The sequence below is a fragment of the Pseudonocardia sp. DR1-2 genome (assembly GCF_023717215.1).
Classification (GTDB): Bacteria; Actinomycetota; Actinomycetes; order Mycobacteriales; family Pseudonocardiaceae; genus Pseudonocardia; species Pseudonocardia alni.
On sequence record NZ_JAMQOF010000011.1, the window covers coordinates 49,470 to 62,535 of the forward strand.

Consider the following 13,066-nt stretch of genomic DNA (forward strand, 5'->3'; position numbering starts at 1 on the left):
GTCCCGTTCTGGGACGACTCCGCGGGCGGCACGACCCCCGGCGACGGCGGTGTGTCCCGGTCCCGGGACACCTCAGCCGATGTAGCTGATCCCGAACGCGTCGATCTTGCGGTAGAGCGAGGACCGGGCGATCCCCAGCAGCTCGGCGGCCTGGTAGCGGTTGCCGCGCGCCTCGTAGAGGGCCTGGATGATCACGTCGCACTGCGCCGCCTCGAGCATCGACATCCGCGGTGCGCCGCCGGTGAAGCACGACGACGGCAGGTCCGGTGCCTGCACCACGCCGACCGGCTTGCGGGCGATGACGTAGCGCAGCACGTCCTCCAGCTCGCGCAGGTTCCCCGGCCAGGCGTAGCCCTCCAGGACCCGCACCACCTGCATGCTCAGGCTCAGCGACCGGCCGCCGGACAGCGAGTGCAGCACCGACCGCGCGAGCTCGCCGAGCTCGTCGGCCCGGTACCGGAGCGCGGGCACCCGGACCGTGTCGTGGAAGTGGCGCAGCAGCAGCCCGTAGGGCCGGGTGGCGTCGACCGAGGGGGTGTCGATGCACCCGACGACCGTCGGTGCCGCGGGTGTGGCCACCAGCAGCCGCAGCGACTCGTCGAGGCGCCGCGCGGCGACCGACCCGAGCAGCGGGAGCCGGCGCAGGACGAGCAGCCGCGGCCGGTCCCCGTCGGTGCCGCGGACCGTCGGCAGGAGGGGGCCGCCGGACTCCGCGATCCGCGCGCAGTCGAGCACCTGCACCGTCCCGGACGGGTGGCTGCGGCGGAACTGCTCGACGGCCAGGGTCTGCTTCCCGACCCCCGGCTCGCCGACGAGCAGCAGGTGCCTGGTCCGGGCGGCGACCGCGGCCGCCACGTCGCGGCGGGCGCGCAGGTAGGGGCTGAGCAGCTCGCGGTTCGCGCGGCGCCGCACCTCGGCGGCGGCGCCGTCGGCGTGGGCGTCCCGGAAGTCGGCCGCGAAGTCCCGGCGGGCGGTCGGCGCGACGTGCGACCCCTGGCGGCGCATCGCGTCCGTCACCAGGGCCCCGGCCGGTACGGGAACGCTGCGCCGCCCGGAGCTGACGTGGCCCACGACGGCACGGCCGTCGCGGACGACGGAGGTGACGACGTCGTCGCGGCGGCCCGACGGGAGGGCGGCCGTGGACCCGGCGGGCGGCGGCTCGGCGAGGGCGGCGTCGGCGAGCGCCCGGTCGAGCAGGTGGTCGCGGTCCTCGCGGGGCAGGGCCCGGAACCCGGGGCTGCACAGGGTCGCCCGGCCGTCGGTCGCGAGGACCCACTCGGCCCCGGAGCGTGCGCAGACGTCGTCGAAGCGGGCGTGCAGCATCCGCCCGGCCCGGTGCCCGCGGTCCCGGACACGCTCGCCGACCTGGCGGGCCAGCTCCGCGGCGACGGCCGCACGCAGCGCCGACGTAGCGCCCGGCGTCGACCGGTGCGTCACGACCACCACCGTCTGCGGGGCCGCGTCGGTGTCGGACGGCACCGGTGCGGCGGCCTCGGCCAGGTGGGCGAGGTCGGGGTGGAGGTGCTCGGGACCGTCCACCCGGGCGGCGCGACCGGTGGCCCGCACGAGCGCGGACGCCGTCGTCGCCACGTCCTGCTCGGCGATCCGGAAGCCCGGTGCGACCAGGACGGCGTCGAGCAGCGCGGCGAGGTCCGGGCAGGCGTCGCGGCGGACGCGGACCACACCGTCACCGTCGACGAGCAGCACCGAGCAGTCCAGGTCCTCGGCGCCGACGAGGAAGCGGTCGAACACCTCGTCCGCCTCGGCGACGGCGGCGGCGCCGGGTTCGTGCCCGACGTAGGTCGCGGACCGGGCGAGGTCGGCGCCCAGGTCGACCGACCGCTGCCAGGACTCCGCGACGACCGGGCGGACGTGGGCGCCCACGTCACCGACGTGCCGGGCGTGCCGCACCCGCCGGGCGGCGGCCTCGACCCCGGCGCCGGCTTCCACGGCCCGAGCGTAGCCACCCGGTGCCCCGCGCCGCGAGGATCGTCGACACCCGCCCGCCCCGCGGGGAGCCCCGGTGACCACCTCGGCCCGGGCGTGGCGACGGACCCGCGCGGCCGGCCCGATCGGCGTACCGTCGAGTCCACGGCCATGTGCTGCTGGACAGCCGGATGCTCCGCCAGTCGGGGGGCACGCACGATCCGGAGGATCCGCCGGGGTTCCCGGGTCCACACGGCGACGCGTCCTGCTCCGCCGTGACCATGCCCGCGTCCCGCCGGACGGCCGCCCTGCAGGGCGCCGCCCGCCGGCCCGCGGCGGCCGAACGGAGCCACACCGTGAGCGATTCCCGTACCCCGTCACCCACCCGCCCCGCCGCCCCGCCGCGCCCGTCCGCGGCGCGTGTCGCGCTGAAGGAGGATCCGAGACCGGTCGGGGAGGTCGACGGGGCGTGGTGGCCGCGCTCGCGCGTGCTGGTCGACGAGCTGCGTGAGCTCGGCGCGGGGGTCGGCGACCGGCTCGGCCCGGTGACCCGGGTCGGCTACAGCCTGCGGACCTGGTCGTCGGTGCCGCGCCGGACGACGACCGACGGGCACCTGATCCGCCTCGGCGGCTTCGCCAGCACCCCGCCCGAGGTCGTCGACGTGTTCGGGGTGCACGGCCGGCTGTGCCTGCTCGTCGTGCCGCCGGAGAGCTCGGACGCCGACGCGCGGCGCTGCCTCGACCGGGCGTCGGCCGCCGGGAACGACGAGGACGTCGCGACGCTGCTGGCCGGAGTCGGGACCCGCGCGAGCGCCTGAGCGTGTCGTGGGATCCGGAGGGCCGGCTCTCAAGGTCCTCCGCCGGTCGGCTTCCCCCTCCACGTCACCACGGGGCGGGGGAGCCGCCGTCGTCGGTCAGCCGCACTCACCGGTCCCGGGCGGTGCGGCCGCTCGGGGCAGCACGGCTAGGCGGGGAAATCCGCGCTGCGGGAGAGGTCCTCGTTCGCCCGCAGGTCGGCCAGGGTCTTCTCCAGTGCATCGGTCACGGCGTCGTATCCGCTGTTGCCCAGGACCAGCCGGCGGGGCGGCGGATCCTGGGACATCGCCATGATCACCGCACGGGCACCGCGGTGCGGGTCGCCGGGCTGCACGCCGTCCATTCCGACGAAGACGGCCCGGACCTGCTCCAGCATCTCGTGGTACACCGGGATCGCCTCCTCGACGGCTTCGTCGGCGAATCCGGCGTAGGCGTTGGTGCGGAACGCTCCCGGTTCGACGGTCAGCACGGAGATGCCCTGTGCGGCGACCTCGTCGTGCAGCGCATCGGTGACGGCTTCGACGGCGGACTTCGTCGCGCTGTAGTAGCCGAACCCGGGCGCCGGGACGAGCCCGGCCACCGAGGACACGGTGACGATCCACCCGTCGCCGCGGGCGCGCATCCCCGGCAGCACTGCGCGGGTCACGGAGAGCACGGCGAAGAAGTTCAACTCGAACATCGACCGCATCGCGGACTCGTCCATCGCCTCGATGGATCCGTACCAGCCCCGGCCGGCATTGTTGACCAGCACGTCGATACCGCCGAAGTGCTCCTCGGCTGCTCGTACCGCGCGCTGCACCTGCGTCGCGTCGGTCAGTTCCAGCGGTACGACGAGAACGCGGTCACCGAACTGGTCCGCCCACGTCGCCAGCTCCTGCGGGCGGCGGGAGGTCACCACCACGCGGTCACCGGTGTCGAGCGCCGCCTCGGCGAAGGCCATCCCGAAGTTGCCGGGCGTGCCACCGGTGATGAACCATCGCCGCGTCACGGCTCGATCACCAGCCGACCGATCACTGCACCATCGAGGGTGAAACGGTAGTTCAGGTCGACGACCCCGCCCGGGAAGTCGCCCTCCAGATGCTGCCCGACGTCGACGCCTCCGTCGGTCGTGGACGCACCGGTGAACTCGGCGGTGTAGGTGTACTCGGTGACCGCGGTCGCCAGCCAGGCCCCGATCTCCTCGGTGCCCACGTGGTCGCGCCCGTCGTCGGTCACCACGGCGTCGGAGGCGAAGGTGGCGAGTGCCCGATCGAACTCCTGGGAGTCGAGTGCGGGCATGAACGTCTTCACGGTTTCCGGGAGTGCTTCCCATTCTGCTGTGGACATGGCCCCACGATGGAGTTTCCTGTCAGGGGAAGGTCAACCCGTGGTCGCGAGCATCCCGCGACGTTGACCTTGCCCCGGGGTGAGGCTTCAGGATCGCCTCGTCCGGCAGGCGACGCGACGTGGAGGAGAACGCCATGGGGGCCCAGGTCTCGATCGGTGACTTCGCGTTGATGACCGGTCTGAGCCGTAAGGCACTACGCCACTATCACGACATCGGCATCCTCGAACCGGCCCATGTCGACCCCGGCACCGGCTACCGCTTCTACGACACCGGCCAGGTCGACCATGCGCACATCATCCGCCGGTTCCGCTCCCTGGGCATGTCCATCCCCGATATCAAGGCGCTCCTGAGCACCGACGACGCCGGGGCCCGCACCGCGATCATCACCACCCATCTCGAGCAGATGGAGGCAGCGCTCGCGCAGACCCGTGACACCGTGGGGGCGTTGCGTGAACTGCTCGCCCCGGCGAGCCCTCCCGCCGACGTCACGTTGCGCCACGAGCCGGCGCTCGCCGTGTGGTCCGTCAGCGCCACCGTCGACGTCTCCGAGATCGACGACTGGTTCGCAGCGGCACTGCGGACACTGCACCGGGCTGTCGCCACGGCCGCAGGCGCGCCCGACGCGGTGGTGCCGGGCGGCCTCTACGAGAGAGCGCTGTTCCTCGAACAGCAGGGCCGCGCAACCCTGTTCGTCCCCGCACCACCATCGGTCGGTCCGCCGGCGGGTGTCCGGGCCGAGGTCCTCCCCAGGACCGAGTTCGCGGTGCTCACCCATCCGGGCGGCCACGATGGCATCGACCGCAGTTACGCCGCCCTGGGGATCTATGTCAACGAGCATCTGATCAGCAGTCAGGGGCCCATTCGCGAACACTACTTCGGGGGTACCCCCACGGATCCGGCCCGGTTCACCGCCACCGAGATCTGTTGGCCGATCTTCGGCACCACGGCACCCCCGGTATGAGCGGCCCGGAACGCGATCCTCGTGACGGCGATCGTCACCGGCGGGCCGGCCCCGCTGCATCGCCCGCCGTCGTCACCGGATCGTCGACCGCCACGGGCGGGACGACACGCCCTCACCGGCCCACGGGGTCGCGCAGGATCGTCCGCAGGTGGTCCTGCGGCGTGCTCGCGGTGAACGGATCGAGGTGGATCTCGTGGTGGTCGGCGACCCGGCGCAGGCCGTGGCCCGCGGCGAACGAGCCCAGCTCGGCGAGGGTCCGCCGCTCGTCGGCGAACGGCCCGCGGTGCAGGACCTGCACGACCAGGCGCTCGGGCAGCGTGTGCAGCTCGACGTCCGCCCCGTCCGCCGCGGCGGCGAGCTCCTCGTCGGTCGTCGCCGGGTCGACCTGTGCGAGCACCCGGTACTCCAGGTCGTCGACCGGGTTGACCCAGTAGAAGTCCGCGATCCCGACCGGGACCGAGCCCTCGGGGTACCGGTAGAGGATCTCCACGACGGCCCCGGAACCGGGCACCCGCCGCGCGGGAGGCAGCGCGCGCTCCACCGTGCGCACGGTCCGCTTCGCCCGGTGGAACGCCTCGGTGCCGGGGCGCCCGCTGCCGCGCAGCGAGACGAAGGTCGTGGCGGGCGCCACGACCAGCTCCGGCTCGTCGGCGGCGGCCAGGTGCGGGGTCGTGGGCACGGCGTCGGTGGTCATCGGGGTCCTTCCGGTGGGGAGTCGCGGTACCGCCGACGGTAGGAGCGGTTGTGGACCGTTCCCGTCCGGAACCCGGACCTATCCTGCGACGGTGCTCAGCGCCTCGCACCGGCTCCTCCAGCTCCTCACGGTCCTGTCGACCCGCCCGGAGTGGTCGGGTGCCGAGCTGGCGGACCGGCTGGGCGTGCACGAGCGGACCGTCCGCCGCGACGTCGTCAAGCTGCGTGAGCTCGGGTACGGCGTCGAGACGTCCACCGGACCGTTCGGCGGGTACCGGCTCGTCGCCGGGTCACGGACGCCCCCGCTGAGCCTCGACGACGACGAGGCGCTGGCCACCGCGATCGCGCTCCGCCGGCTCGCGTGGAGCCACCCCGACGGCGAGGGACGCGCGGCGCCGGCGGCCCTGCTCAAGCTGCGCCGGTCCCTGCCGCCCCGGGCCGCCGAGGCACTGGGCCGGTTCGACCTCGCGATCGCCGAGGCCGGGGTGCGGCCGGACGCCCGCGGCGAGGTGGACCCGGACACCCTGACCGCGCTCGCCGGCGCCTCCCGGACCCGCGACCGGGTCCGGTTCCGCTACCACGACCGCCACGGGGCGGAGAGCACCCGCGCGGTGGAGCCCGAGCAGGTCGTCCGCACCGCGCACCGGTGGTACCTCGTCGCCTGGGATCTCGACCGCCGGGACTGGCGGGTGTTCCGGGTCGACCGCGTCGCGGCCGTCGCCCTCACCGGCCCGGCGGACCCGCGCCGCAGGGAGGTCGACGCGACGGCGCTGGTCGAGGAGGCGATCACCACCACGCCCTACGCGACCTACGCCGAGGTCGAGATCCACCGCTCCCTCGACGAGACCCGAGCCCTGCTCCCGGCCACCATCGCGCGGCACCGTGCCGACGGCCCGGAGCGGACCCTGAGCACGGTCGGCGGGCTCGACGCCCGGTGGATCGCGGAGTTCCTGCTCCGGCTCGGGGTCCCGTTCCGGGTACTCGGACCCGACGAGGTCCGCGAGCACGTGGTGGCCCGGCTGGAGGAGCTGCTGGCGCTGCAGCGCCACCCGTGACGCGGGCCACCGTCGCCGGTTCCGGACAGGAGCGGTCCGGAACCGGACCTAGCGTCGTGGTCACACGAGACGAAGGGCGTGACCATGATCGACGACACCGGGCCGGCCGACGACGGACTGGCCGACGCACGCAGCCGCGCCCGCGAGGTGCGGGCGCTCTACGAGCAGCTCGAGGACCGGCTGCTGGGGCGCACCTGGACCCTCCCGGAGCTGGCGCTCGGGTTCACCCACGACGCCGCCTACGTCGGACGGCTGGTGCTCGCGGCCGAGCGCACCTGGGACATCGACGGCGACACCGACGCCGAGCTGCGGCACAAGCTCGCCGAGTGCCTGTGGTGGCTGTTCGTGCTCGCCGACCGGCTCGACGTCGACCTCCCCGAGGCCTACGGCGCCACGATGGAGCGCATCGGGGGCGGACTGCGGCGCGCGGTCGCCGAGGGGGCCGGGTGACGGTGCGTCCCACGGCGGCGCCGGGTCAGACGCGTCGCGCCAGCACGTCGGACCAGTGCCGCTGCGCGACCCGGGGGTGCGAGCGCAGCCAGCCGGTCAGCGCGTTCTCCCCGTAGCGCGCGTCGAGCGGGTTGTCGGCGTCCTCGCTGATCCCGCGGGCGTCCGCGGCCAGCTCGGCAGGCAGGTCGAGCGGCGCGACGACGGCGTCCAGGCGCGGCGCGAGGAAGAACGGCACCGAGATCCGGTCGACGCCGGGCGGCGGCGACACCACGCGGTGCCGCGTCGCGGTGAGGTAGCCGCGGGTGGCGATCTCCAGCATCTCGCCGATGTTCACCACGAACGAGCCCGGCACCGGGAGGGCGTCGATCCAGCCGCCGTCGGGGCCCTCGACCTGCAGACCGCCGACGTCGTCCTGCTGCAGCAGCGCGAGGTAGCCGTAGTCCTTGTGGGCGCCGACGCCCTGGTCGGAGTCCGGGTCCGGCCGCCCGGGATAGCGCACGATCTTGAGGTGCAGCGAGGACTCCTCGTCGAACCAGCCGTCGAAGTAGCCCTCCTGCTGGCCGAGCGCGGCGGCGAGCGCACGCAGTACCTCGCGGGAGACCCGCAGCGCCTCGGCCTGCCAGCGCAGGACGACCTCGCGCAGCTCGGGCAGGGCGGCCGGCCACTGGTTCGGTCCGATCAGCCGCAGCCAGTCCGGGTCCCCGGGACCGGGGTCGACGGCCGTGCGCTCGGGCCCGATGTCGATCTGCTCGCGCCAGTCGGCGGTGCCGCCGGTGTGCTCGGTCCCGGCCCGGGTGTAGCCGCGGAACTGGGGGGAGTGGACGTTCTCGATCGCGAGACGGTCCTCCATCCGCAGCGCGAAGAAGCGGCGGGCGAGCGCGTCCATACCGGTCAGGACGTCATCGGGGACGCCGTGACCGGTGACGTAGAAGAACCCGACCTCGCGCGCGGCGCGACGCAGTTCGGCGAGGAAGGCCGCCCGCTCATCCGGATCGGCACGGAAGCGGGACAGGTCGAGGACCGGGAGCCGGTCGGTGGCAGGGGGCGGCATGGTGCCTCCGACGGGGTGGCGGGCGGCACCTCGGACGTGGTGCGCCGGGCGTACCAGACAACCCGGCCGTCGGAGGGGGCGTCAAGGCACCGTCCGCGGACCGACCGTCGTGATCAGCCGCGGCTGCTGCCGACGAGATGGGCGAACACCACGGTGTTGTCCCGATAACTCCGCGCGCTCGAGTCGAAAGATCCGCCACAGGTGATCAGGCGCAGTTCCGCGCGGTCGACGTCGCCGTAGACGGATTCGGTCGGAAACGCATTCTTGGGAAACGACCGGACCTCGTCGACGCGGAACGTCGCGGCGATCCCGTCGGCCCGTGTCACGACGATGTCCTCGCCCGGACGCATCCGGCCGAGGTCGTAGAACACCGACGGTCCCTCGGCGGCCGAGTCGACGTGGCCGAGGATGACCGACGGGCCGCGGAAGCCCGGCGCCGACGACCCGCGGTACCAGGACGCCCGGTCGTAGCCGGGGCCCGGGGCCGGGACCTCGAGGGTGCCGTCCGGAGCGAGACCGGACTGGTCGACGACCGACTCGACCCCGATCGACGGGATCGAGATCGACCGGGGCGGGGAGGGCGGGAGCACCTCGCCCACCGGCCGGGCCCCGGCGGGCGCGGTGCCCACCACGGCCGGTCCCACCGGGCCGGCGGCCGCGGCCACCGGCTCCGGGGGACCGCCCGCCGTCAGCGCCGACACCAGTACGACCACACCCGCGACGGCCAGCAGCAGCGCGCCCAGCGGAGCGAGCAGCCGCCGGACGCGGGACGGGTGTGGTGCGGTCATCGGGTGCTCCGGTCCTGGTGCCGGTCGGGGAACCGGTCGTGGTGGTCCACCACGACCGGAGCCGGGTGTGCCGCCCGCCTGTGCGGACGGCACACCCGGGGTGGATCAGTGCCCGCGGACGCCGCGACGGCGGACGACGAGCACCAGCGCGGAGCCGGCGAGCAGCGCGACACCGGTCACGACCAGCGCCGTGTCGGTGCCGGAGGTGCTGCCACCACCGGTCTCGACGCCACCCTGCGGCATCGGCATGGTCCCGCTCGTCGTGTTGACGACGATCGTCGCGATGCCGATGGTGGTGCCGCCCTTGAGGGCGTCGGTGGAGAAGGCGCCGTTCAGGGCCTCGGCGGCCCCGGCGTTCAGGGTGACGGTCGTACCGGTCAGCGTCGCGGTGCCCGCCGACTGGTCGATCGTGATGGGCTTCAGGGTCGAGCCGTTGAGGTCGAACAGGGTGGTCGACTCGGCGACGGTCTGGCCGCCGGCGCGGACCCGGCCGGTCAGCACGGCGGGGTCGCCCGGGTCGATCACGAAGTTGTCGAGCGTGACCTCGGTGTCACCCTTGGTGAGGGTGAGCCCGCTGCCCATGTGCTCGATCCTGCCCTGCACGTAGGGCAGGACCTCGTTCGGCTTGTAGACGGTCACGTTGCCACCGGTGATCGGGAACGACGCGGTGCCGTCGGAGATCGAGGCGGACCCGAACGGGCCGGGGGTGACGTCGAGCGAGGTCAGCGCGTCGGTGAAGCCCTTGTCCAGCGCGACCGAGGTGCTCTTGCCGGTCAGGTTGGAGATCATCGCGACCGGGGGAGGGGTCTCCTGCGCGGAGGCGACCCCGGCGCCCAGCGCGGTCGTCGCGGCGGCGACCAGGCCGATCGTGGCCAGACCGATCACACGTCGTACTGAATTCGCCATGGTGGTTCTCCTCGGATCACACCGACCGACGGGCGATTCCCGGCGACCTTTGCTCCTGTATTCGACGGCCGGAGCTCGGGGGTTCGGAGAAATGCGGGAAAGAATGTCCCGGAGCCCGGATATCACTGCCGGTGACGTAATCCGGACCCCGGGCAGCGGAGCGTGTGCGGCGGAGCTCAGCCCCCGGGGCGGCCGAGCTCGTGGTGTCGGATGCGGGCCCTCATCTCGGCGACGCCGTCGGCGAACCGCCTCGCGTAGACCTCCTCGACGGCGGCCGCGCCGGCCGCGGTGACGCTCCCGTCGGCGTCGATGAGGCCGAGGGCGAGCAGGTGCCGGGCCACCGCCGGGCGCAGCAGGTCGACGTCCACCTCGCGCGCGTCGAGCAGTTCCAGGGCCCGTGACTCGTCGCGGGTCAGGAGCATCCGCCTCACCTCCACCCCTGGGTTCGTGCGCGGGGCGCGAGGGGTTCACCCCGGCCCGGCGACGGACCCGGCGGGCCCCGGCGACGGCGGTCCCCCCGGGGGACCGGTGGCGGCATGCTGCCGGGATCCGGTCACGAACGGCCCCGGCCCCGGCCGTGTGCCGCGGGTCAGATCAGGCCCGCCGCGCGGGCCGCGATGACCGCCCGCGCCCGGTTCTGGGTGTCGAGCTTGCGCATCGCGCTGTGCAGGTAGGCCTTGACCGTCCCCACCGTGATCCCGAGCTGCGCGGCGATCTCGGCGTTGGTCGCGCCCACCGCGACGTGCTGCAGCGCCTCGATCTCCCGTGGGGAGAGGGCGGGCGTCTCCCCGACCGTCCGGCCCGCGGTCGGGCGCACCCCGGCGAGGCCGGTGTGGATCCGGCGCAGCCTCTCGCGCAGTTCCGGGTCACCGGTGCTCTCGATCAGCGCAGCGAGCTCCAGCAGTGCGTCGGTCCGGCTCCCGGCGTCCGCGGCGGCCGGGTACGCAACGGCCGGGGGAGCGTGCTGGTCGAGCAGGGTCGTGGCGTCCCGGGCGATGGTGGCGGCCACGATGCCGGCGTTGCGGACCGCGACGTCGCCGATCGGCCGGTGCTCGCGCATCGCCCCGTACATCACCCCGCGGACCGAGCCGCGGACGACGATCGGGTACGCCAGGATCGACGCGAGCCGCTCGTGCTCGACGACGACGTGGTCGTAGTCGTGGGTGATCCCGGGGGTCGAGGCATAGTCGCTCACCCGGCACGGGATCCGGCGGGCCATCGCGGCACCGCCGAGTCCGCGTCCGGTCAGGACGCTGAGCAGCCGCAGCGAGTCGCCGAAGGTGCCGATCAGCTGGTTGATCGAGAGCTGCTGTTCGTCGCCCACCGTCCGGGTGGTCCCGCCGAAGACGACGGGCAGGCCGGTCGTCGCGCTGAGTTCGTGCAGACGCCGGGGCATGACCCGGTCCAGGGCCCGCGCGACTGCGTCGTCGTCCTGCACGAGTGCTCCTCCCCGTCCTGGCGGCGTCGTCGCCGGCTCCGGACCACCTCGTCACGTGCAACGAGTCGTGCCCGGCGGGGATGTTGTGCCAGACACGCCCCGGCGCGTCAATCGGCCCGGTCGGTTCCAGCCTGTCACCTGCCACCGGCGACCTCACGGCGGCGGGCACGTCGTCCGGGCCGTGGGACCCGCTCCGTGGACCCGAACACTGACTTCGGTTGGTAGCGGACGGTGGACCGCTGCGGCGAGTCTCGGTGCTCCCACCAGGCCGCGCTCGACGAGGAGCCACGCATGACCACCACCCCCGCACCGGTCCCCCTGAGAAGGGTGGCCGCGGCCAGCTGCGCGGGCACCACCATCGAGTTCTACGACTTCTTCATCTACGGGACGGCCGCGGCGCTGGTGTTCCCGAAGGTCTTCTTCCCGGCCCTGGGCTCCACCGCGGGCACCGTCGCCTCCTTCGCGACGTTCGCCGTGGCGTTCTTCGCCCGCCCGGTCGGCGCGATCGTGTTCGGCCACTACGGCGACCGGATCGGCCGGAAGAAGACCCTGATCTCGACGCTGTTGTTGATGGGCATCGCGACCGTCCTGATCGGACTGCTCCCGGGCGCGGAGACGATCGGCGTCGCGGCCCCGCTGATCCTGGTCTTCCTGCGGTTCTGCCAGGGCTTCGCCGTCGGCGGCGAGTGGGCGGGTGCGACCCTGCTGACCGCGGAGTACGCGCCGAAGGAGAAGCGCGGCCTGTACGGCGTGTTCCCCCAGCTCGGCCCGGCCATCGCGTTCGCGCTGTCCTCGGGCACCTTCCTGGTCACCGGGTTGGTCATGGGTGACACCGACGACGCGTTCCTGACCTACGGCTGGCGGATCCCGTTCCTGCTGTCGATCCTGCTCGTCGGCGTCGGGCTGTGGGTGCGGCTCTCCATCGAGGAGACCCCCGCGTTCGCCGAGGCCCGGCGGCGCGCGGCCGCGGAGGCGACCGCGCTCGACCGCTCGAAGCGGCTGCCGTTCCTGGAGGCCGTCCGGGCGCAGCCGCGTGAGGTCCTGCTGTCGGCCGGTGCGCTGTCGATGCTGTTCGCGTTCTTCTACATGGGCACGGCCTACCTGACCGCCTACGGCACGAACCCGCAGGGTGCGGCCCTGGACCGCCCGGTGGTGCTGGGCATCGGCATCGCCGCGGCCGTCGTGTTCGGGCTCGCGACCGTGGCCGCCGGGATGCTGTCGGACCGGTTCGGGCGTCGCGCGGTCATCCGGACGTCCTGCGTCGCCGGGATCGTCTGGGCGCTGGCGCTGTTCCCGCTGCTCGACACCGGCAGTGCCACCGCGTTCGCGGTCGGCCTCTGCGGGACCTTGGTGATCTTCGCGGTCGCCTACGGTCCGGCGGGCTCCTTCCTGCCCGAGCTGTTCTCGGCCCGGCACCGCTACACCGGCGCCGGGCTCGGCTACAACCTCGCCGGCGTCCTCGGCGGGGCGATCCCGCCGCTGGTCGCGCCCGGTCTGGCCGCGGCGTACGGCTCGATCGCGATCGGCGTGATGCTCTCGCTGATCGGCGTGATCTCCCTGGTCTGCGTGTCGCTGCTGCAGGAGACCCGCAACGTCGCGCTCGAGCACGAGCGCCCCGCGACCGCCCCGACGACGGTCTGACCCGCACCACCGAC

At 73.9% G+C, this 13,066-nt stretch carries 14 protein-coding genes; 5 read left to right on the forward strand and 9 right to left on the reverse strand.

Translation table 11 applies throughout. The features are described from left to right. Window positions 1-72: 72 nt before the first annotated feature. Window positions 73-1,950: a helix-turn-helix domain-containing protein gene (locus ND486_RS29950; protein WP_251786985.1), complete on the reverse strand. Its 1,878-nt coding sequence runs from the start codon at window positions 1,948-1,950 to the stop codon at window positions 73-75. Between the two features lie 332 nt (window positions 1,951-2,282). Between ND486_RS29950 and ND486_RS25920 the strand changes: the two genes are divergently transcribed. Then, entirely contained in the window at window positions 2,283-2,744 is a 462-nt protein-coding gene (locus ND486_RS25920; protein ID WP_251786986.1) for a DUF5994 family protein, read from the forward strand. Window positions 2,745-2,890: 146 nt separating this feature from the next. Here the strand turns inward: ND486_RS25920 and ND486_RS25925 are convergent, their stop codons facing one another. Beyond that, on the reverse strand, window positions 2,891-3,730 hold the full coding sequence (locus tag ND486_RS25925) for an SDR family NAD(P)-dependent oxidoreductase (protein WP_251786987.1): 840 nt from the start codon (window positions 3,728-3,730) through the stop codon (window positions 2,891-2,893). Further along, the gene (locus ND486_RS25930) at window positions 3,727-4,020 is read right to left on the reverse strand and encodes a nuclear transport factor 2 family protein (protein ID WP_251786988.1); all 294 of its coding nucleotides are present in this window, start codon (window positions 4,018-4,020) and stop codon (window positions 3,727-3,729) included. The genes ND486_RS25925 and ND486_RS25930 overlap by 4 nt, the downstream gene beginning before the upstream one ends. Window positions 4,021-4,187: 167 nt before the next feature. Between ND486_RS25930 and ND486_RS25935 the strand changes: the two genes are divergently transcribed. Next, entirely contained in the window at window positions 4,188-5,030 is an 843-nt protein-coding gene (locus ND486_RS25935; RefSeq protein ID WP_251786989.1) for a MerR family transcriptional regulator, read from the forward strand. Window positions 5,031-5,142: 112 nt separating this feature from the next. Here ND486_RS25935 and ND486_RS25940 read toward each other — a convergent pair whose 3' ends face one another. Next, window positions 5,143-5,724: a GyrI-like domain-containing protein gene (locus ND486_RS25940; protein ID WP_251786990.1), complete on the reverse strand. Its 582-nt coding sequence runs from the start codon at window positions 5,722-5,724 to the stop codon at window positions 5,143-5,145. 91 nt (window positions 5,725-5,815) lie between these two features. On the opposite strand from ND486_RS25940, the gene ND486_RS25945 reads away from it, so the two are divergent. Further along, window positions 5,816-6,778: a YafY family protein gene (locus tag ND486_RS25945; RefSeq protein ID WP_251786991.1), complete on the forward strand. Its 963-nt coding sequence runs from the start codon at window positions 5,816-5,818 to the stop codon at window positions 6,776-6,778. 84 nt (window positions 6,779-6,862) lie between these two features. Then, window positions 6,863-7,228 (forward strand): hypothetical protein, encoded by a 366-nt coding sequence (locus ND486_RS25950; protein ID WP_251786992.1) that lies wholly within the window; start codon window positions 6,863-6,865, stop codon window positions 7,226-7,228. A gap of 25 nt (window positions 7,229-7,253) precedes the next feature. On the opposite strand, the gene ND486_RS25955 is transcribed toward ND486_RS25950, so the two are convergent. The 5 genes from ND486_RS25955 to ND486_RS29955 form a co-directional block, all read right to left on the reverse strand. Continuing rightward, window positions 7,254-8,279 (reverse strand): isopenicillin N synthase family oxygenase, encoded by a 1,026-nt coding sequence (locus ND486_RS25955; RefSeq protein WP_251786993.1) that lies wholly within the window; start codon window positions 8,277-8,279, stop codon window positions 7,254-7,256. A 113-nt stretch (window positions 8,280-8,392) separates the two neighbouring features. Continuing rightward, a complete protein-coding gene (locus ND486_RS25960; RefSeq protein ID WP_251786994.1) occupies window positions 8,393-9,067 on the reverse strand; it encodes a class F sortase in 675 nt (224 codons plus the stop codon). A gap of 105 nt (window positions 9,068-9,172) precedes the next feature. Continuing rightward, window positions 9,173-9,973, reverse strand: a complete 801-nt coding sequence (locus ND486_RS25965; RefSeq protein WP_251786995.1) for a hypothetical protein — start codon at window positions 9,971-9,973, stop codon at window positions 9,173-9,175. A 176-nt stretch (window positions 9,974-10,149) separates the two neighbouring features. After that, complete coding sequence (locus tag ND486_RS25970) at window positions 10,150-10,395, reverse strand: hypothetical protein (RefSeq protein WP_251786996.1); 246 nt, start codon at window positions 10,393-10,395, stop codon at window positions 10,150-10,152. Between the two features lie 167 nt (window positions 10,396-10,562). Next, window positions 10,563-11,411 (reverse strand): LuxR C-terminal-related transcriptional regulator, encoded by an 849-nt coding sequence (locus ND486_RS29955; protein ID WP_208826505.1) that lies wholly within the window; start codon window positions 11,409-11,411, stop codon window positions 10,563-10,565. Between the two features lie 291 nt (window positions 11,412-11,702). Between ND486_RS29955 and ND486_RS25980 the strand changes: the two genes are divergently transcribed. Next, window positions 11,703-13,052, forward strand: coding sequence for an MFS transporter (locus tag ND486_RS25980; protein WP_251786997.1), 1,350 nt, complete (start codon window positions 11,703-11,705; stop codon window positions 13,050-13,052). Window positions 13,053-13,066: the final 14 nt, after the last annotated feature.

Coding starts and splice junctions, on each gene's coding strand:
- ND486_RS25930 (WP_251786988.1), bottom strand. CDS start 4,020: ATGCCCGCACTCGACTCCCAGGAGTTCGATCGGGCACTCGCCACCTTC.
- ND486_RS25940 (WP_251786990.1), bottom strand. CDS start 5,724: ATGACCACCGACGCCGTGCCCACGACCCCGCACCTGGCCGCCGCCGAC.
- ND486_RS25950 (WP_251786992.1), top strand. CDS start 6,863: ATGATCGACGACACCGGGCCGGCCGACGACGGACTGGCCGACGCACGC.
- ND486_RS25955 (WP_251786993.1), bottom strand. CDS start 8,279: ATGCCGCCCCCTGCCACCGACCGGCTCCCGGTCCTCGACCTGTCCCGC.
- ND486_RS25960 (WP_251786994.1), bottom strand. CDS start 9,067: ATGACCGCACCACACCCGTCCCGCGTCCGGCGGCTGCTCGCTCCGCTG.
- ND486_RS25965 (WP_251786995.1), bottom strand. CDS start 9,973: ATGGCGAATTCAGTACGACGTGTGATCGGTCTGGCCACGATCGGCCTG.
- ND486_RS25970 (WP_251786996.1), bottom strand. CDS start 10,395: ATGCTCCTGACCCGCGACGAGTCACGGGCCCTGGAACTGCTCGACGCG.
- ND486_RS25980 (WP_251786997.1), top strand. CDS start 11,703: ATGACCACCACCCCCGCACCGGTCCCCCTGAGAAGGGTGGCCGCGGCC.